The organism is Ferruginibacter sp. (assembly GCF_028288465.1).
Lineage (GTDB): Bacteria > Bacteroidota > Bacteroidia > Chitinophagales > Chitinophagaceae > Ferruginibacter.
Genome location: NZ_JAQBNR010000029.1, coordinates 15,370 through 34,075, shown reverse-complemented (window position 1 = coordinate 34,075; position 18,706 = coordinate 15,370). Strand labels below are relative to the sequence as shown.

Genomic DNA, 18,706 nt, shown 5'->3' with positions numbered 1-18,706 from the left:
CTGTTTCTTGATGGTAGCCACTATTTGGCTTTCGGTAAATCTTTTCTTCATGATTGTAAAAATTTAAAGTTAATAAAAGTGTTTATTAACTCTAACTGTCACGGCCGAGGAATGGGGAAGCTTACACCCTTTTACAAGAAATTTGTAAAATAAAAATTCTCGATTATTTAAAAGTTTTGAATAGTCTGGCGATTATAGCCAAATGCTTAATATATGACTAGCAGTGGGTTCCGTTTATGCTGTAGTTATTTGGTGTTAAATACCTCTTTTTCAAAACCTATCATCATTCCCTTTTCTAATAACTTTTTATAAACAGAATGCTTTAAAACCTCAAGATTTCTACAAGCAACATAATTAACCGATTGACTAATTATACAAACATTGTATCTCAAAGAATTTCTATTGTTAAAGTCAGTCAGCTTCTCAACAGTGGAAGAGTAAATCCTATTTGAACTAACAGCCATCAAGATATCTGTATCATTGAATTCACTAAATAATTTCCGCTCGTTTTTAAAAAGTATTGGATAGTCTCCAATCAAGAAAATATCGTTTGCATTTTGATGGATATTAAGCCATTTTGTTCCTTTAGAACCAAAGTTTTTTATCTCAGCGATATGATGCTTAAAAAATCCTGCTCTTGCCATTTTTCTATAAGTCGGGTCTTTTTTTAAAATTTCTGCATTATTTCCATTTGCTGTAATTGTTGATCTATTAATTAAATCATTTGCTGCATAATCAGATTTAGGAATTCTCCAAAACAAAGAAATCATGAAGAATAGAAGTGTGGCAGAATCTTCAAGTTTGAAATCAATTTGCGATAATTCTAATTCTTGATAAAGCTTAATTATTTTGCTTGTTTTATCATCAATTTCCTTGTATAATAAATCTTCAATTATTGAACTTTCTGTTGTACTATCCAAGCTTACTGTATTACGGTCAATTTCAAAGAATACTGATTTGGGTGATCTTGGCTTTTTAAATATCTCGTCCTTCTGTTTGTCGTATAAATACAAGAGCCCATCAGTATTTGTAAAACCGCTAACAAGGAACTGAGGTATATAGTGATGTCGAGAGGAGCGCTTTTTTAAATACTTGCTAAATTCATTTTTCTCATTATCCATTATTTAAAAATAGGTAATAACTTTTTAAAGTATGGTAAGGCAAATCCAAAAGATATAATTTGCAATTGAAAAGAGAATCACCTTGTATATTCGATAAAGGACGATTTAAAAAGCGTCCGTGATTGTAGAAAATAAGCACAAGGTGAAATATTTGTTGTAGAATTATAACATGTAGGAACTGGAAGTCGCATTTTCAATGATAAAAATAAATAAAAACGTCCCCTCACACGCCCCCCAAAAAATAAAAAAGCCTTGAAAGTCAACACTATCAAGGCTTTTACAATTTACAAGTACTCGGGATGGGAGTTGAACCCACACTCGCCTTACAGCGAACAGGATTTTAAGTCCTGCGTGTCTACCAGTTCCACCACCCGAGTGACACTGCCTGTTCCGAAGAACCGGCTTTAGAAAAAAAAAGCAGATAACATGGCTATCTGCTCTAAATTCTGAGCGGAAGACCGGGCTCGAACCGGCCACCTCGACCTTGGCAAGGTCGCGCTCTACCAAATGAGCTACTTCCGCTTTTTGAAGCTTTCGCTTCGATATGTAAAGAACTATTTTTGTTTTGGGACTGCAAAAATAAGGCTTGTAAATTAACTACAAAATTTTTATTTGTATTTAGGGTTGTACAGGGTGTTTTCAGGCACCGCAACTTCTGGTTTTCCCTTGTAACGATGGGTATATAAACCATAACAGCCGCCTAGTATTAATGCTACTACCATAAATATCTGGCAATACCAGAGAAAACGTGAGGAGGACACCCAGTTGTGGGCAAAATCTTTGTGTGTTGTATCTATTATTTCCTGTTGCATGCTACTGGTTTTGCGAGGGCAAAAATAAGGGATGTGTTTCAAAAAAAATTATTTGTTATAAATAATTTCTGAAAACGTTTTTTTATGTTTTACAAAATATTGCCAAACCACGCACCCACTGTACCATCCATGCAGCTGACCATTTTTTGATATGGGAAATACGGATTGCTTTTTACTAAACAACAACCACTTGATAAAATAACAATGCGCTTTTGCTATGGCTAAAAACGACCTTCCATTACCACTGAACAGAGCCTGGTAAGCGGCTATCACGTCCAGCCCCATGCGGAAAAGAATTTTCCATAAGGCAGTTGCGACCGGTAAATTTTTTGCGAGCATTACCAGGTTGTTGCGGAAGTTGAGAAAATCTTTCCTGGGATTGCCCTTTGCTAATGTACCGCCGCCTACATGATATACCACTGACGCTGGTTGCACATATACTTTATAGCCGGCCAGCTGCAGGCGCCAGCAAAAATCAATCTCTTCCTGGTGCGCAAAAAAATATTCATCCAGTCCGCCGAGCACATGATACATGTCGGCACGTACAAACATAGCTGCACCACTGGCCCAAAAGCAGGGCTGCGCATCATTGTACTGGCCCTTGTCTTCTTCCACTACGTCAAATACCCTTCCTCTTGCAAACGGATAACCAAAGTTATCAAGCCAGCCCCCGCAGGCACCTGCATACTCAAATAAATGCCGGGCCGCATCGGTTAACATTTTTGGCTGGCAGGCGCCGATGCCCGCATTGTTTTCCATCAGTTCAATGATGGGCTCAATCCAGCCCGGCGTTACTTCTACATCGCTGTTTAGTAAAACATAATAGTCTGCTGTTACCTGTTGCAACGCAGTATTATACCCTTTTGCAAAGCCTTCGTTGGTGTCGTTCTGTATAATCTCTACCTGCGGAAAATGCTGCTGTAAAAAAGTAATAGAGTCATCAGTGGAAGCATTGTCAGCAACAATGATTTTTTTATTTTGGTAAGAAGAAGCAATTACTGATGGAAGAAATTGTTCTAAAAAATGTTTGCCGTTCCAGTTTAAAATTACAATGGCTACGATGGGTGTTTCGTCCATGGAGGTATTTGTATAATCAGGATTGCTGAAGTGTTCTTCGGAGTAATCGTTTCCTGTCATCAGTTTTGCGGCTGTATTTTTTTTATTTTTTTATTGAATGATTTTTCCGATCCGGCTCTTTAATATCACGTTAGGAACGGACCGGAGCATCTCCGGTTATAATTTTTGGTTTTGGCGTGTGTCACCCGGTCTGACCTTCGGTGCCGACCAGGTGGCACGTGGCGCAAACTTACTTCTTTTTGGATGTTGCTTTCTTATTTTATATTTACAAATGTTTAGTCAATTTTTTAACTGGCGTTCGGGATTGGCCGTTATAGCCATTGCCATTGTAACCGGTACGATTTTTTACAGCAACTACCTGGCGAAAAAAATTGCCGCGGAAGAGCGCTTAAAAATAGAGCAATGGGTGGAAGCGGTGAAAGACATCAGTAACTCTGCCGCAACGCCTACCAACCTTTCGGGCAAAATACTGGTTGAAAATAACAAGGACATTCCGATGATTGCGGTGAATGAAAAAGACAGCATTTTTGAAACCAATAATTTGGATTCGGTTAAGATAAAAAATGACCCGTCTTACCTTAATCATAAACTAAAAGAATTGAAAGGACTGCACCCGCCGGTAAGCTGGACCAACCCCGTAGATTCGCTGCAAAAGAACAGGTTGTATTATGGCGAATCGGCGCTGTTGAAAGAGATGCGTTATTTTCCGCTGGTGCAACTTTTTATTGTGGCGTTGTTTATCATTATTACATTAATTGCCATCAGCACCCGCAATAAATCTACGCAAAACCAGGTATGGGCGGGCATGGCGAAAGAAACGGCGCACCAGTTGGGTACACCTCTCTCCTCTTTACAGGGCTGGGTTGAATTATTAAAAGATCAGCCGGGCAATGAAAAAATTGCCACCGAAATGAGCAAAGATGTTGACCGGTTAAAATTGGTAAGCGACCGTTTTGGCAAGATCGGCAGCACGCCGCAACTGGAAGAAATGAATGTGCTGGAACAGGTGGAAACCATGATGGCTTACATAAAAAGAAGAGCCCCGGATAAGGTGAATTTTTCAATTAACAGCATGGGGGAAACATTTATTCCGGCACAAATAAATGCGCCCCTGTTTGACTGGGTGATAGAAAATTTATTAAAGAATGCACTGGATGCGATGGATGGAAAAGGCGCCATCAGTATCGCCATAAAAAAAGAAACCTCGCAGGTAGTGATTGATGTTACAGACACCGGGAAAGGTATCAGCAAACAACATATTCCGAATGTTTTTAAGCCGGGCTTTACTACCAAAAAACGAGGCTGGGGTTTGGGACTGAGTTTGTCCAAACGCATTATCGAACAATACCATAAAGGGGAATTATTTGTAAAACATTCTGAAACCGGCAAGGGTACTACGTTCAGGATTGTACTAAAAAAATGATCCCGTCAAAGACAGGATCATTTTTGTGCGGCAAAGGAGATTCGAACTCCCAAGCCCTTTCGAGCGCTACCACCTCAAGGTAGTGCGTCTACCAATTTCGCCATCGCCGCATTAATTGGAGATGCAAATTAACGTAAAAAATAATTCTTTCACCAAACGGACGCAAAGAATACGACGGAAACAACGTAAAATGGCTTTACACAGGGCCACAAATAATGTAAAAAATGGTATGCCCGGCAGAAACACATGTGCATAAAAATCCGTAATAAAAACCACTTTGTGCCCGAGGTTTTCGTAGTACCCGTTGTGTGAAACATCCGCACGTTCACTGAAACTTCTTTCTTCCTATCTTGTAAAAAAATTGAGTGATGGCAAATAATATAAAATGCCCCAACTGCGGGCATGTGTTTGATGTGGAAAATGTGTTGGCGGCGGATATTGAACAAAAATACCAGCAACAATACCAGGATAAATTAAACCAGTCTTTATCTAAAATGGAAGAAGACAAAAGAAAGCTGTCGGCAGATCTGCAATTGTTTGAAGAAAAAAAGAAAAAAGAAAATGAACTGTTTGCCCAGAAACTGCAGCAGGAAAAACTAAAACTGGAAACAGAAATTCAGGAGCAACTTAGAAAAAGTATTTCGGCCGATTATGAAAACAAACTGCGATTGCTGCAAAACAACAACAACGACAATGAAGAAAAATTAAAAGAAGCACGCAAAAAAGAACTGGAGTTTTTACAAAAAGAACAGCAGTTAAAAAACAGGGAAGCAGAGCTGGAGATTACGTTGCAAAAAAAATTACAGGAAGAAAGAGGTTCGCTCACGGAACAGATCCGTCACCAGGAAAATGAAAAAAATTCCTTAAAGGAAACCGGTTACCAGTTGAAATTAAAAGAGCTGGAAATGCAGCTGAATGAACAAAAAAAACTGGCGGACGAAATGAAGCGCCGGGCCGAACAAAGCTCTATGCAACGCCAGGGCGAAGTACAGGAACTGTTGCTGGAAGCCATTTTAAAAGAAAGTTTTCCGTTTGACATTATAGAAGAAGTGGGCAAGGGTGTGGAAGGGGCGGATTGTATACAGGTGGTACGCAACAGCAGCGGCACGCCCTGCGGCAAAATTATTTATGAAAGCAAACGCACCAAAACATGGAGCAATAACTGGGTTGATAAATTAAAAGCAGATATGCGCAGCCGCGGTGCGGACGTGGCTATTTTGGTTACACAGGCTTTTCCGAAAGACATGGAAAGGTTTGGTGAAAAAGACGGTATTTGGATATGCAATTTTAGTGAAGTTAACAGCGTGGCGCACTTACTGCGCAAGGGAATTTTAACGGTGCATGAAATACAGCGAAGTGAAGAAAACAAGGGAGACAAAATGCAGCTGCTGTACAATTATTTAACCGGCAATGAGTTTAAGGGACAGGTAGAAGCCATCGTGGAAGGGTTTATGGCGATGAAGCAAAGCATTATGAAGGAGCGCATACAAATGGAAAAAATGTGGAAGGAAAGAGAAAAACAACTGGAAAAAGTGCTGATCAGTACAAGCGGAATGTATGGTTCTGTTAAAGGAATTGCCGGAGCTTCTGTTGGTAATATTCCTTTACTGGACGGTGGTGACGACGAGGCTTTGGATGAATAAATTAACATAAGCTTCAAATGCTCTCGATTGAAGCGGTTGCGATTACCCTTACGGGAAAAATTGACGGCCTGTACATGGATGTTGGTGGTAATCACAACGAACAATCTATAATTGACAATAGTGGCAATTTTATGGGTTTATTTTATAGGGCAACAGACAGAGAACTTCTTGAAATAAGAAGAAAAATATTTTTTGATAGGGGTCTTCCAATGCTCTCCAAAAATGGCTATGAGAAATCGCCATTTTCAGCCGCTAATTTTGGCAAAGACAATACCGGTAGTTATTCTTATGAGTTCTGTAAATTGACAGAGAATTCATTGTTGCAAATAGTATCGGTTCATATTATCAAGGGCGACAAATGGATTCAAATTAGTCTAAATATTTTTCAGTTAGACAATGAGATTAAAGGTTTGAGGCAACTAAATCAGGTAAATGGTATTGAATTTATTTTGCCACCTAACAGCGTCTCCAATATGCGATTACACGTTGATGACTTTAAAGGAATGCCTTTGTTTAATTATGACTTTTGGTTTAAAAATCACAAACTAAAAAGTTATTTCACGAAAAATGGTTTTGACAAACGTGTAAAAAGGTTAAGCAAGAGAATAGAAAGAGACTTAACTGACTTTGACAAATATGTAAGTCGTTGGCTTAAGTTGCATAATCCAGTGGCGACAACAATAGAAGGTAAAATAAAAGGACTAAACGCTATGACTGTTAATGAGAGGCTTAATATTACTGGACTAACGAAACAGTTTGAAGAAGCAAGACACAAGAATAAAGAGTATGCAACTAATATTTTAAAGTGGTTAGAAGTTGATGAGTTATCTATCAAAACTATATTAGGGAAATCGTAAAAGAATAACACCAATATTAGGTTCTTATTGATTCTGATGAACAAGCAGTAGCTAAAAGCAAATAAGTACAGTACTGTGGTGTTGGTGACTATTCTTGAACGAACAAAATTTGTATATGCCGCAAGCACAAGATACTGATGACATTGCATTTACCGTTCCAGTAAATGTTGACAGCCTTAACCCCGATGGGTTACGCAAAGTACACGTAGTGGTGACTAAACCAATGCCTGCCCACGCAAATGAGAATGTTGTTATAGGTCCGCTGCTGTTTGTTTTTTTCCTGGCGGCTTTGCTTATTCTTGTATTTTTAAAAATTACAGGAAATAAAAAATTCAAACGAATATCCGATGCCGCAGAAAGGCTGGCTGAAAAAAAATGGTAGTAGAATAGACAACATTTGTAACGAGGAAAACGATGCCGCAGGATACAACAATTTATTGGGACGGCGAGGGCCAATTGCCTCCATTGATTGACAGCTTACCGCTGCAGCAACAAAAGGCAATTTTACATCGCATACATGATCACAAATGGGATGAGCACTATTCCAATCCCATGGATCTTGCCCCGGGATTTGTTGTGCTGGCAATTTTCATTTTATTTTTTTCTATCGCAGCCATCCGCAGCAATAAAAAAACAAGCAGCGAATCGGACGATAATAATATTCTACCTGGCGGTCATAACCTTTATCCTGAAGGAGTGCAATTTGCCAACCCGGTACACACTTATCGCGGCAGTGACCTGAATTTTTCATTGCCGGAAATGAGCCACATCTTACAAAAACATTCGGCTTATTACAATGGGTTAAATCCATTTGATAAAGAAAAATTTATACAACGCACCCGGAAATTTATCACGCAGATATCTTTTGTAATTCATGATAAGAGTGGCTTTAAAGAAATGCCGGTACTAATCAGCGCAGCAGCCATACAACTTACTTTTGGCCTGGAAAAATACCTGTTGCCCGACTTTGATTATATCCATATTTACCCGGAAGAATTTATAGGCGTACATCCAACGGTACGGGTGCTCGAAGGCAACGTTTCCGGCAATACGATTAACCTTTCCTGGAAACATTTTCTGCACGGCTTTCAGTGTCCCGACGATGGACAAAATGTTGGGCTGCATGAAATGGCGCATGCCTATTACTACCAGTTTTTTGAAACAGGCCGACAGGCAGATAAAAATTTTGTCGCTGCGTTTCCGGCATTTAACAATTATGGCAACAAGGTTTTTCAACAGGAAGCCATTCCTGGTTTTGATTTATATTCTGATTATGCCTTAAAAAATTTTCAGGAATTCTGGGCGGAAAACATTGAAATATTTTTTGAAAAACCTGCGGCATTAAGAGCGCATTATCCGGATTTATACTATACCATTTGTACTTTGCTGAATCAATATCCAAACGCGAAAACCTGATATTATTTTTTCCTGGCTATTATTGTCCGGCAGTTATCTGTTACAAATATTGTTTCTAAATAAAATATATCTGCCTCTTTTTCCGGTAGTCTAATTTTTTTTGTTGCGCAGGTTACTTGGGGCAAAGTGAAAAAAGACATATTCCCTGGAAAAGTTTATCCCAATATTTTTAACATTCAGAGTGTTTAAAAGAATTAATAAACGCTGTCACCACATGATTGTTTACTGACTTATAAATGATATTGTATTCCAAAATAATATAAATTTCTTCCCACATATAAGTGGTTCTTTACAAATAGCCGCCTTTCTTTATATGTTAAGTGCGTTTTGCATGGCAATATAAATAATCAGAAGTCGTTGTAATAACATTGTTATGCCCCTCGTGTCGCTTTTCTACAAAGTATGAGACTGCCCGTGGGCGCTAACAATGTACTCAATCCGATACCTTGAAAATGAATAACTATGAAACCTCTTTACTTTATTTCGCTGTGTCTTGCCACCTTTTCTGCCTCCTGCCAGATTACTACGCCCACAATAAAAGCATCGTTTGGTGTAGATGCCGACCTGAAGGCAAATTACTTTAATAATTTCGGGCAATCTGGCAACGATGATTGGTTCAACATTAATAGTGGTTCCGGGCAATATGTGATTGACACTACAGGAGCTGCAGCCATTGTGCAGGGCTATTCTACCAACCCGGCAACACGCAACCTTCCATTTTACCGCACCATGCATTTTCCCGCTTATACAATCGTAAATAACCGACTTTTAATTGATGCGGTATATACCCGGGATTATCATGGCCAGGACTCTACCATGTTTGCCTCTGGCTCCAACAAAAACGGAGACAGCCCGGCAAGTTGGTCTTGCCCGGTTTCACAGTCCATCCCCGATAAAAATGAAATACTGGATATGATGGTACATGTGCGCAGGGCAGGCCCTGATGTGACAGATTCTTTATGGATGTTTGGTGGCGTTTCAATAGAAAACACAAGCGGTAGCCGATATGTAGATTTTGAAATGTACCAAACGGATATTTATTACGACCGTGGTCCAAGGCAATTTTTTGGCTATGGTCCGGACGCTGGTCACACATCCTGGAAATTTAATAATGCAGGCGATATCATATCTGCCGGCGATGTAATTTTTAGTGCGCAATATAATACGGGCTTAGATTCGCTTGAGGCAAGGATTTGGGTGGACAGAGCAGCATTGTCAATGGTTCCTATGGATTTTGCCTGGACAGGCAGTTTCGACGGAGCGGCTTCTGGCAGCCAATTTGGGTATGCGGGTATCAGGCCTTTAACACCGGGGGCTTTCTATACGGGTTTAACCTGCTCAGCTAATACGTGGGCAGGGCCATTTCAATTAGTGTTGGGCGATAATTCACTTCATACCGATTATACCACCACACAGTTTATGGAGTTTTCAGTTAACCTTTCAAAAATAGGTCTTGATCCCGTTAATCTTTTGGGAGCCCCTTCCTGCGGAATGCCCTTCCGCAGGGTACTGGTAAAAAGTCGTGCATCCAATTCATTCACCGCAGCATTGAAAGATTTTGTTGGCCCGTTTGATTTTTTCATGGCTGCCAAGGCAAATATATTTGCGGATATACCGATGTTTTGTGGTGCGCTGGGCGTAAGCAACTTAACGGTAACCAATCCTGTTGCCAATTCTGTTTACACCTGGTCTACTTTGGATGGCCATTTTTCAGGAGATACAACAGGTACCTCTGTTTTTGCAGATGCACCGGGAACTTATTTTGTAACACAACGTTTACAAACAGGGTGCCCCGCATATGCCAGGGATACGTTGAGCATTACTTACAGTACCAACTGTACCGTGCTGGAAACAAATATTATTTCCTTTTCGGTTACTAAAGAAAAACAGCTCGCTCAGCTAAACTGGAGCGTGGCCAACAATGCACAAATCAATTATTTCCAGGTAGAACAGAGTTGGGATGGCATCCATTTTCAACTTGCAGGCAATCCTCAGAAAGCAACTGCTGCGGAAGCAGCCGCGGCCTATAACAGCACCAGCAAAATACCTTTATCAACCGCGCCGTCTATTTATTACCGGCTTAAGATAGTTGGTAAAGATGGCAAGGGATCTTATAGCAAAATCGTTCAAGTGCAGGCAGATGAAATTGTTTCTTCAATGGAGATCGCTCCAAATCCTGCTAAAAATAAGGTACACATTACCTTGTTTTCATCAAAGGAAGAAACTGTGCAACTATTGCTATTTGATTTTACAGGTAAATTGCTCCAGTCAACTGAAAGACAAATCAAATCGGGCACCTCTGTCTTACATTTAAACGAACTCGAAAAATTTGAGCCTGGCGTGTATGCAGTTAAAGCAACCATTGGAAAAAAAGTTTTTGTAAAGCAGTTTGTACTTACCAGATAACCCGGGGCCATCCACTGTCCGCATAATATTTTGGATTTATTATAATTATTATAATCTACATTCAATAAAGTTGACATATTAGCGTTTACCCAATAAATAACTCTTTATGAAATGTAAGTTGATTGCACTAGCCCTCACATTTGCCTCAGGGTCACACTGCTTTGGCCAGTCTGCACTACAGCAGGTAATCAATACATCAGGCGGATCTTACCAACAAGGTCATTTTAGTATCGATTGGAGTATTGGAGAACTGGCAGCTGTAAATACCATGCAATCTGCTGATATGTTGTACAACCTAACCAACGGGTTTTTGCAAACCATTACTGACCCGGCCAATGTGGCAATCGCCAATACCGAGTTAAAGCAGGAAGAAGTGCGGATACTGCCCAACCCTACCCGTGATATATTGGAAGTAGATTTAAAAACAAATCAAACAGGTTCTGTTACCATGCAATTGTATGATATACTCGGCCAGCCCCTTGTTAAAAGATCGTTCTATATGTATGGGTATGCGCAGCTTCAAAAAATCAATATGTCTGCCTTCAGGCCAGGTAACTACATACTTAAAATCACACTGCAATTATACCAGGGATCAGAGTTAAGAAGTGGCTCTTTTAAAATCGTTAAATTATAACACTAATGTCCAATTCAAATCCAATTATGAAATTACTCTTCACATTACTCAGTACTTTGTTGTTATCAGCAGGGCTGTTGGCACAGGCACCCGGCCAGATCAATTACCAGGGGGTAGCCCGAAATTCTTTTGGCATTGTATTGCCTGACCAGTCTATATCTGTAAGACTGAATATTCATGATGGTAGCGCAAGCGGCCCAACTGTATATACTGAAACCCGGACGGTTAAGACAAACACTTTTGGTATGTTCACCATCGGTATTGGGGGTACAGGAGCCACCAGCAACAGTGGTACACTTGCAGCTGTAAACTGGGCCGGTGGCGGTGATAAATACCTGGAAGTGGAAATGGATCAAAAAGGTGGCAGTTCTTTTGTAAAAATGGGTTCTGCCCAATTGCTTAGCGTGCCCTATTCATTTTATGCAGCCAGTGCATTACCGGTAGGCCAGGCGGGCGGAAGTTTAACGGGCAACTATCCTAATCCTTCGGTTGCTGCAAATGCCATTACTGCTGCGCAGATAAAAGACAGTAGTATTTCCGGCGTTAAACTGGCCAGTGGCGTTTTGCCAACTTCTTTACCTCCATCAGGTAATGCAGGAGGCGATCTTAACGGAGCTTACCCAAACCCGGTTATTACTGCAAATGCGGTTACTAACGGTAAAATTGCAGACGGTGCGGTGGGTACAAGCAAAATTGCTGACAGTTCAGTAACGGGAGCCAAATTAGCAGCGGGCACATTACCATTAACCTTGCCTCCATCGGGTAGTGCAGGCGGTGATCTTAGCGGAACATATCCTAATCCCGTTGTAAATGCAAATTCAATTACAACAAGTAAAATAGCTGACGGTGCGGTGAGTTTAACCAAACTGGCACCAGGTGTTTTGCCTACTACTTTACCTCCATCAGGAACTGCAGCGGGTGATCTTACAGGAAGTTATCCTGCACCAACCATTGCAGCAGGTGCGGTGGGTACAACAAAAATTGCAGACGGATCTGTTACTGCTGCTAAATTAGCTCCAGGTGCTATTCCTGCAGCGTTGCCTCCAACAGGCAATGCGGGTGGTGATCTTAGCGGAACATACCCCAACCCGGTAATAAACACCGACGCTGTTACAACAACTAAAATTGCAGACGGATCTGTTACTGCTGCTAAATTAGCTCCAGGTGCTGTTCCTGCAACATTACCTCCAACAGGTAATGCGGGTGGTGATCTCAGCGGAACATATCCCAACCCGGTAATCAATGCGGATGCCATCACAAATAATAAAATTGCAGACGGTGCTGTTGGCTTATCAAAACTGGCAGCAGGCGTTTTACCAACCACTTTACCGCCTTCGGGAAGTGCAGGCGGTGATCTTACAGGTACCTATCCTGCTCCAACAATTGCAGCAGGTGCTGTTGGCACAACTAAAATTGCAGATGGATCAATTACTGCCGCTAAATTAGCAAGCGGTATTCTTCCCCTGACACTGCCTCCCTCAGGGACTGCAGGTGGCGATCTTAGCGGTACCTATCCCAATCCGGTAATAAATGCGGATGCTGTCACCAGCACTAAAATTGCCGACGGTGCAATTACCTTAAACAAACTGGCAGCGGGTGTTTTGCCGGCCAGCTTACCTCCAAATGGCGCTGCCGGCGGAGATCTTAGCGGTACCTACCCTAACCCGGCCGTAATAAAATTACAGGGAAATACCATCAGCAATACTGCTCCAGCCTTAGGTCAGGTATTAAAATATGACGGAACATCATGGGCCCCGGGAGCAGATGACGCGGGTGCATTTACCTTACCATACAGCTTTACCGGAAGCAATGCTGCTAATTTATTTTCTGTTACCAACAGTGGTTTAGCAACTGCGCTGGAAGGTGTAAACAGTTCGGCCGCTCCTAAAGTGATCGGAATACTTGGTAAGATCAGCGCTACTGCTGCGGGCGATTCGTCAGCGGGCGTTCGCGGTATTACCTATAGCACCAGTGCAAAAAGCATGGGTGTCTGGGGATCGCACGGTGGCAGTGGCAAAGGTGTATATGGCACGTCCAAATCCGGAGAGGGTGTGAATGGCCAGGCCAGTTCAGGAATCGGTGTTTACGCATCCAGCAATTCCGGAACAGGTCTTTTTGCTACCAGTACTAATGGAACCGCAGCCCAGTTTGATATTTCAAATTCATCCAGCTCAAGCGATGCTTTGTTTTTAACAAACCAGGGATATGGCAATGGTCTCACCAGTGTGGCCACTTTCGGTAATGGTATGCTCGGCATTGCAAATGACGCGGGAGGCCTTGCCTTAATGGGTATTAACAACAGCGGCGGTGACGCTATTCTGGGTTATACAGTTAGTGACTTTGGCAGCGGTGTAATTGGAAGAAATGATGGTAAATATGCGGGCGTGAAAGGAATTAACAGTGCAGATAACGGCGTAGCAATACTGGCACTTGCAAATAGCAACGGTACCGCCAACGGAACTGCACTGGTAGCGGAACTGGAAGGAAACCAAACCGGAAACACAGCAGTATTTGTTGCCGATGGAGCCAACGTTGCCCGCATAGATGAAACCGGTAAAGGTTTCTTTAACGGAGGTACGCAGGTAGGTGGCGCCGATGTGGCCGAATATTTCGATATAGAAGGCAACATCAATCAGTACGAGCCGGGTGATGTATTGGTTATTTCGCAGCAAACAGACCGTACTGTTGAAAAATCAACTACACCTTATTCCAATCTTATTTCAGGCGTATATGCAACCAAACCAGGATTGTCATTAACAGAAAAAAATGCGGAAAAAAACAGCTTAAAAAATATGGTACCAATGGGCGTAATTGGTGTACTTCCAACCAAGGTTTGCCTGGAAGGCGGCCGTATTAAAAGAGGAGACTTTATTGTAACGTCAAGCCTTGCCGGAGTTGCTATGAAAGGTGATCCTGAAAAAGTAAAAGTAGGGCAGGTTTTAGGAAAAGCACTACAGGATTTCAATAGTAATAGTGTTGGCAGTATCAATGTTTTGGTAAGTGTAAAATAATTTTAGATGAAAAGAAACAAATCTGTTTGTATAGTAGCGATATTGGTTGTTTGGGCTAACTGCAGTTTCGCACAAAAAAGACTGGCGAGCGATAAACCCATCCAGTCTTTCTACTCCCAGAAAGTCCAGGCCGCATTAGATAAAAAGCAAACCGCACCAGGTGCGGCAGCTTTGGCAAAACCAGGGTTGACGAGCCAAAAATCCTCCCGGGAGCTGTCGATGATGTCACAAAAAAGCAATATCCGTTCTGAGGATCATCCGAATAACAATCTGAGCCCCGAACAGAAGCGAAAACTATTGCCCAGCAATACAATAACAATGGCACAATTCAGCAGTCAATCGCTGAACAAAAGAAATAAGAACGGAAGTCAGTACTAAAAATACGTTATTTATTGCGAGGGTTTCAATGTAAAATATTGAGGCCCTTTTTTTATGGTACTTGCTCAACAGGCTCACTTCTCTCCCCTGTCCGGTGGCTTTTATAATTTCATCAGCACAATACTTGAAACATTTTACAACATAAATCCTAAAATGATTTGTGATGTGGTTCTACAGCATCAATAAAATAGCCGTCCCTCACTAAAGAGACGGCCATTTTTTTAGTTAACCAGGTGGCTCAATGTTGCAATTGAACCGTATCAACTATGGTCGTTTGTCCTAACACAACCAATGCGTTTTTTTGTACCGTTTTATAAGTAGTGTCTGTAGGCATAAAAGACAACGTGTAATTACCCGCCGGAACGTCTTTCAGTAAGTACCCTCCGTTGGATGGATTGGTGAAGGCGGAAGCAATCGTATCAGTCCCACGAATGGCGATCACTGATGTTACCACCGAATCCGGAAGTACTGCGCCGCTGATATTGCCGCCTGACGGAACAAAAGACAGTACCCGAAGTACCGGCTTTAAAATAACATTGCTGCTGTTGCCGGCAAATACAATGGAGCGTGCCACATCAAAATCCAGTGCCAGCCGGTATAACACGCCTCCTGTTACATCCTGGTGCAACTGCACCTTTAACCCCGACTGCTGTGCACTCGGGGTTTTCAACATAATCTTATCACCCGCAGGACTAACGATATAATTATTATCGCCCAGTATAAGCCGGATCTGGCTGATTGTGCCAGCTGGAATCAATGCGTCGGCCAGCAAGGTATCCTTGCCGCCCGTTAATTCAAGCAAGTTGTACACCCCTGCATGTACGCCATCCAGTATCACCGGACGGGCACTGTCACCAACAATTATTTCCACCTGCTTTATATCAACCCATACTTCCTTGATACCCACTGGAGGGTTATCAGATAGTGTTAGTTGTAAGCGGGGTTGGTCGCTGGAATTATTGCTGTTTTTATTACACGAAAAAATAAGTACGGAAGTGATAAACAGTACCGTAAAAACCATAAGCGTTCTTGTGAATGAAGTTTTCATAAATGAGTGTTTAAGAGGTTTATTTGCGACAGTAAGACAAATTCTATTCCATGTTTTATTTCTTAATGTATGTAAAATTTTCATCGTATAGCTTTCCTGCCTTTAGAACGCATTAAATTAATTAACCTGCCACTTATCATTACATACATTATCTAAAACACGACACAGACTTTAGTTTTAGATGGTAAGCAGAAGAAAATAGTTACCTGTTACAATTAAACATTGCGCTAACTTTATTTGGTTTTTCAGTTAACTACCAAAGGCATTATGAAGCTTACGATAATCACAGCACTCATTTTTATCATTACACTATTTTCCTGCCGGCAGCCTGGCAATAACCTGGCGTTGCAACAAAAAGTGGATAGCCTGCAATACCAGTTGGCAGCAACTTATAAACCTGGATTTGGTGAATTTATGTCGGGCATACAAGTGCATCATGCCAAGCTTTGGTTTGCCGGCAAAAACCAAAACTGGAAGTTGGCCGACTTTGAAATTAAGGAAATAGAAGAAGCGCTGGCCGGCATTCAGCAATATTGTACTGACAGGCCAGAATCGAAAAGTATAGGGATGCTGGATGGGGCAATTGATAGTTTAAACAGAGCCATAGAGCAAAAAAATATGGCACAATTTAAAAGTGGTTATTTATTGCTTACAGCCACCTGCAATAACTGTCACCGCAGCACTGCGCATGAATTTAATGTGATTACAATACCGGTGAATCCACCTTTTACCAACCAGGATTTTAAAGCACCATAACCATCCCGCATAAGTATTTTACAGTAGCATTAACGCATACACACAATTTTAAACCAGTTATGATAGAACAAACAGAACTCATCGTTAACAAATGGTTGTACCAACCGCCGCTGAAGTCACTGGATACAGGTGAATTGACCAGCTTGATTACACTGGACGTAATGAAAAAAAGAACGGCTGAAAAAAAGGGCCTGGCCTGCAGGTTTACCTGCGAATTTATTTTTGAAAAACAAACGCTGCTGGAATATGTTGCTGGTGATACTTACGTAATAGACCCGGGAGACGTAATTGATAAAAACGAATTGCGTACGATGGTAGCCAACTGCTACATGAAGTTTAAAGAAAAATTCGACCTCCGTAAATTGGGTACTGCGCTTGAAAATAAAACACTGGTTGCATTTGATGAAAATAGGTACGACCTTGATCCGATATTATTGCTGCTGAATGAATAACATCACTATCGGTATACAATTCAACCAGCTATAAAAAAGCGCTCACAATAGTTGCCCATTCTGTATCTAAATCTACAACTGGCCTGCTTTTACCAGCACGACGGTACCAATAGTCTGCATTCCAATTGTCGCCCTCCTTTCTGTGCAGGTACGCGTGGATCCATGCGGCATTTTTATCTTCTATATCCTGTATTAATGTATGGGCTTTTTCCCAATTGCCTTTGGCATCATACCACAAGGCCTGTAAATAGGCTGACATATCGGGTGACGGTTCGTTTAAGTTGGTACTCAGTTTAAATATCGCTGCTGTCATATTTTCAATCCGAAGTTATAATTATAAAATTAAAGCATTTACCGTTTGCTTGTATGTTACCAATTTTCGACAAGCTCTTCTTTTTTCTGCCTGCAGGCGGTCTAGCATTTTAAAACAAGCTCTTGTTTAACCATTGGATAGTTGAGTTAAATGCTGTAAATAATAATTACATTTAAACTTTAAAACCGCTTTATGGAATTGTATTACGACGATGTTTTAAAAATAATTATGTCCATGCTGGTAGGTCTGTTAATTGGTATTGAAAGAGAATATCGCAGCAAGCCGGCAGGGTTGCGTACACTGATGCTGGTATCTGTAGGCTCCTGCATTTTCACGATGCTGTCGCTTAAAATCGGCACGGCTAATCCTGACAGGCTGGCCGCCAACATTATTACCGGTATTGGCTTTTTAGGGGCAGGTGCCATTTTTAAAGATGATAACCGCATCAACGGATTAACTACTGCCACCACTATTTGGGTATGTGCGGCACTGGGTATGAGCGTTGGAGCCGGATATATTTTTCTGGCTTTTATTGGTGCATCAGCAGTGTTGTGCGTATTATCGCTGCTGGTATTTGCAGAACATTATATTGATACCCGCAGCACCACCCGCGACTACCGTATTGTATGTGCCTATACAGCCGATACGCTGGAAGCTTACGAAAAGATTTTCAGAACGGCGCACCTGAATGTCATCAGGGGAACACAAACCTTATCCCAACAAAATATCACCGGCCACTGGAAGCTAACCGGCAGCAAAGCCAGTCACGAAAACCTGATTAACATTTTATTAAAAGACCCGGCCATTAAAGAACTTGATTTTTAATTTTGATTGTTTAATTTTTATCTTTTTTTATGAGTAAAATTTGGTTGGCGAATCCCGAGGCTCATGATTTTCCGGCAGCAATTGATTACCTGGAATTGTTAATGCCACTAAAGGAAGCGACCGCGTTAGTGGAGGAATTAAAAAAAGTAAAAACAAAAAACAAAAAAGCAAAGGATATTTTAAGAGCCAGCGAACTTCCGCTTTTGCCTAAAGAAAATATCCATGTAACAGCCAACCTGGAAAAATTTAAAAACGGCAAAAAGTTGTCGCCCCTTTTACTAGTGAGGAGCGACGGCAAGTTGATTATAGCCGATGGGTACCATCGCATTTGCGCCAGTTATTATTTGAGTGAAGACCTGGAAGTTCCCTGCAGAATTGTTTAAGCAGCTTCCGTATAACTTTAAAGTTCAAAACCTTCTTCCAAAAACGTACAGCCATTTGCCTTATGCATTGTATCACCGCGTGAAAAAGTGTTGCAGCACCCTGCCATTTTTACGCTACGTTAGCAATTTTTATATCCCTTTAAAAGTATTA

At 41.3% G+C, this 18,706-nt stretch carries 18 protein-coding genes and 3 tRNA genes; 13 read left to right on the top strand and 8 right to left on the bottom strand.

What is annotated here, in order from left to right:
* Positions 1–245: 245 nt before the first annotated feature.
* The 5 genes from JWR61_RS13750 to JWR61_RS13730 all read right to left on the bottom strand — a co-directional run bounded on the left by JWR61_RS13750 (position 246) and on the right by JWR61_RS13730 (position 3,070).
* A complete protein-coding gene (locus tag JWR61_RS13750) occupies positions 246–1,121 on the bottom strand; it encodes a DUF4238 domain-containing protein (protein ID WP_301928343.1) in 876 nt (291 codons plus the stop codon).
* A 291-nt stretch (positions 1,122–1,412) separates the two neighbouring features.
* Positions 1,413–1,498, bottom strand: a tRNA-Leu gene (locus JWR61_RS13745).
* Between the two features lie 72 nt (positions 1,499–1,570).
* A tRNA-Gly gene (locus JWR61_RS13740) sits at positions 1,571–1,643 on the bottom strand.
* Between the two features lie 86 nt (positions 1,644–1,729).
* Positions 1,730–1,933 carry a hypothetical protein gene (locus tag JWR61_RS13735; protein WP_290337038.1) on the bottom strand — a complete coding sequence of 68 codons (204 nt, stop codon included), beginning with the start codon at positions 1,931–1,933 and terminating at the stop codon, positions 1,730–1,732.
* Positions 1,934–1,981: 48 nt separating this feature from the next.
* A complete protein-coding gene (locus JWR61_RS13730) occupies positions 1,982–3,070 on the bottom strand; it encodes a glycosyltransferase family 2 protein (protein ID WP_301928342.1) in 1,089 nt (362 codons plus the stop codon).
* A 211-nt stretch (positions 3,071–3,281) separates the two neighbouring features.
* On the opposite strand from JWR61_RS13730, the gene JWR61_RS13725 reads away from it, so the two are divergent.
* Positions 3,282–4,433 carry a HAMP domain-containing sensor histidine kinase gene (locus JWR61_RS13725; protein WP_301928341.1) on the top strand — a complete coding sequence of 384 codons (1,152 nt, stop codon included), beginning with the start codon at positions 3,282–3,284 and terminating at the stop codon, positions 4,431–4,433.
* Positions 4,434–4,459: 26 nt separating this feature from the next.
* On the opposite strand, the gene JWR61_RS13720 is transcribed toward JWR61_RS13725, so the two are convergent.
* Positions 4,460–4,543: transfer RNA gene (locus tag JWR61_RS13720), tRNA-Leu, on the bottom strand.
* 258 nt (positions 4,544–4,801) lie between these two features.
* Here JWR61_RS13720 and JWR61_RS13715 point away from each other — a divergent pair.
* The 8 genes from JWR61_RS13715 to JWR61_RS13680 all read left to right on the top strand — a co-directional run bounded on the left by JWR61_RS13715 (position 4,802) and on the right by JWR61_RS13680 (position 14,778).
* The gene (locus tag JWR61_RS13715; protein WP_301928340.1) at positions 4,802–6,076 is read left to right on the top strand and encodes a DUF2130 domain-containing protein; all 1,275 of its coding nucleotides are present in this window, start codon (positions 4,802–4,804) and stop codon (positions 6,074–6,076) included.
* A gap of 17 nt (positions 6,077–6,093) precedes the next feature.
* Positions 6,094–6,933, top strand: coding sequence for a hypothetical protein (locus JWR61_RS13710; RefSeq protein WP_301928339.1), 840 nt, complete (start codon positions 6,094–6,096; stop codon positions 6,931–6,933).
* 115 nt (positions 6,934–7,048) lie between these two features.
* A complete protein-coding gene (locus JWR61_RS13705; RefSeq protein WP_301928338.1) occupies positions 7,049–7,315 on the top strand; it encodes a hypothetical protein in 267 nt (88 codons plus the stop codon).
* Between the two features lie 32 nt (positions 7,316–7,347).
* Entirely contained in the window at positions 7,348–8,349 is a 1,002-nt protein-coding gene (locus tag JWR61_RS13700; RefSeq protein ID WP_301928337.1) for a zinc-dependent peptidase, read from the top strand.
* A 462-nt stretch (positions 8,350–8,811) separates the two neighbouring features.
* The gene (locus JWR61_RS13695; RefSeq protein ID WP_301928336.1) at positions 8,812–10,755 is read left to right on the top strand and encodes a T9SS type A sorting domain-containing protein; all 1,944 of its coding nucleotides are present in this window, start codon (positions 8,812–8,814) and stop codon (positions 10,753–10,755) included.
* A gap of 106 nt (positions 10,756–10,861) precedes the next feature.
* On the top strand, positions 10,862–11,389 hold the full coding sequence (locus JWR61_RS13690; RefSeq protein WP_301928335.1) for a T9SS type A sorting domain-containing protein: 528 nt from the start codon (positions 10,862–10,864) through the stop codon (positions 11,387–11,389).
* A 26-nt stretch (positions 11,390–11,415) separates the two neighbouring features.
* Positions 11,416–14,400, top strand: a complete 2,985-nt coding sequence (locus tag JWR61_RS13685; RefSeq protein ID WP_301928334.1) for a hypothetical protein — start codon at positions 11,416–11,418, stop codon at positions 14,398–14,400.
* A gap of 6 nt (positions 14,401–14,406) precedes the next feature.
* Entirely contained in the window at positions 14,407–14,778 is a 372-nt protein-coding gene (locus tag JWR61_RS13680; RefSeq protein WP_301928333.1) for a hypothetical protein, read from the top strand.
* 238 nt (positions 14,779–15,016) lie between these two features.
* On the opposite strand, the gene JWR61_RS13675 is transcribed toward JWR61_RS13680, so the two are convergent.
* Positions 15,017–15,826: a DUF4382 domain-containing protein gene (locus JWR61_RS13675; protein WP_301928332.1), complete on the bottom strand. Its 810-nt coding sequence runs from the start codon at positions 15,824–15,826 to the stop codon at positions 15,017–15,019.
* Between the two features lie 267 nt (positions 15,827–16,093).
* On the opposite strand from JWR61_RS13675, the gene JWR61_RS13670 reads away from it, so the two are divergent.
* Entirely contained in the window at positions 16,094–16,582 is a 489-nt protein-coding gene (locus JWR61_RS13670; RefSeq protein WP_301928331.1) for a hypothetical protein, read from the top strand.
* A 59-nt stretch (positions 16,583–16,641) separates the two neighbouring features.
* Positions 16,642–17,034, top strand: coding sequence for a hypothetical protein (locus JWR61_RS13665; protein WP_301928330.1), 393 nt, complete (start codon positions 16,642–16,644; stop codon positions 17,032–17,034).
* Between the two features lie 28 nt (positions 17,035–17,062).
* On the opposite strand, the gene JWR61_RS13660 is transcribed toward JWR61_RS13665, so the two are convergent.
* On the bottom strand, positions 17,063–17,347 hold the full coding sequence (locus JWR61_RS13660) for a hypothetical protein (protein WP_301928329.1): 285 nt from the start codon (positions 17,345–17,347) through the stop codon (positions 17,063–17,065).
* A 192-nt stretch (positions 17,348–17,539) separates the two neighbouring features.
* On the opposite strand from JWR61_RS13660, the gene JWR61_RS13655 reads away from it, so the two are divergent.
* On the top strand, positions 17,540–18,172 hold the full coding sequence (locus JWR61_RS13655; protein WP_301928328.1) for an MgtC/SapB family protein: 633 nt from the start codon (positions 17,540–17,542) through the stop codon (positions 18,170–18,172).
* Between the two features lie 29 nt (positions 18,173–18,201).
* Positions 18,202–18,555, top strand: coding sequence for a hypothetical protein (locus JWR61_RS13650; RefSeq protein WP_301928327.1), 354 nt, complete (start codon positions 18,202–18,204; stop codon positions 18,553–18,555).
* Positions 18,556–18,706: the final 151 nt, after the last annotated feature.

Bases quoted from the DNA above. Each gene is read 5' to 3' on its own strand.
- JWR61_RS13750 (WP_301928343.1), bottom strand. From the start codon at position 1,121: ATGGATAATGAGAAAAATGAATTTAGCAAGTATTTAAAAAAGCGCTCC.
- JWR61_RS13660 (WP_301928329.1), bottom strand. From the start codon at position 17,347: ATGACAGCAGCGATATTTAAACTGAGTACCAACTTAAACGAACCGTCA.
- JWR61_RS13665 (WP_301928330.1), top strand. From the start codon at position 16,642: ATGATAGAACAAACAGAACTCATCGTTAACAAATGGTTGTACCAACCG.
- JWR61_RS13695 (WP_301928336.1), top strand. From the start codon at position 8,812: ATGAAACCTCTTTACTTTATTTCGCTGTGTCTTGCCACCTTTTCTGCC.
- JWR61_RS13690 (WP_301928335.1), top strand. From the start codon at position 10,862: ATGAAATGTAAGTTGATTGCACTAGCCCTCACATTTGCCTCAGGGTCA.
- JWR61_RS13685 (WP_301928334.1), top strand. From the start codon at position 11,416: ATGAAATTACTCTTCACATTACTCAGTACTTTGTTGTTATCAGCAGGG.
- JWR61_RS13650 (WP_301928327.1), top strand. From the start codon at position 18,202: ATGAGTAAAATTTGGTTGGCGAATCCCGAGGCTCATGATTTTCCGGCA.
- JWR61_RS13680 (WP_301928333.1), top strand. From the start codon at position 14,407: ATGAAAAGAAACAAATCTGTTTGTATAGTAGCGATATTGGTTGTTTGG.
- JWR61_RS13725 (WP_301928341.1), top strand. From the start codon at position 3,282: ATGTTTAGTCAATTTTTTAACTGGCGTTCGGGATTGGCCGTTATAGCC.
- JWR61_RS13700 (WP_301928337.1), top strand. From the start codon at position 7,348: ATGCCGCAGGATACAACAATTTATTGGGACGGCGAGGGCCAATTGCCT.
- JWR61_RS13675 (WP_301928332.1), bottom strand. From the start codon at position 15,826: ATGAAAACTTCATTCACAAGAACGCTTATGGTTTTTACGGTACTGTTT.
- JWR61_RS13655 (WP_301928328.1), top strand. From the start codon at position 17,540: ATGGAATTGTATTACGACGATGTTTTAAAAATAATTATGTCCATGCTG.
- JWR61_RS13705 (WP_301928338.1), top strand. From the start codon at position 7,049: ATGCCGCAAGCACAAGATACTGATGACATTGCATTTACCGTTCCAGTA.
- JWR61_RS13715 (WP_301928340.1), top strand. From the start codon at position 4,802: ATGGCAAATAATATAAAATGCCCCAACTGCGGGCATGTGTTTGATGTG.
- JWR61_RS13670 (WP_301928331.1), top strand. From the start codon at position 16,094: ATGAAGCTTACGATAATCACAGCACTCATTTTTATCATTACACTATTT.
- JWR61_RS13730 (WP_301928342.1), bottom strand. From the start codon at position 3,070: ATGACAGGAAACGATTACTCCGAAGAACACTTCAGCAATCCTGATTAT.
- JWR61_RS13735 (WP_290337038.1), bottom strand. From the start codon at position 1,933: ATGCAACAGGAAATAATAGATACAACACACAAAGATTTTGCCCACAAC.
- JWR61_RS13710 (WP_301928339.1), top strand. From the start codon at position 6,094: ATGCTCTCGATTGAAGCGGTTGCGATTACCCTTACGGGAAAAATTGAC.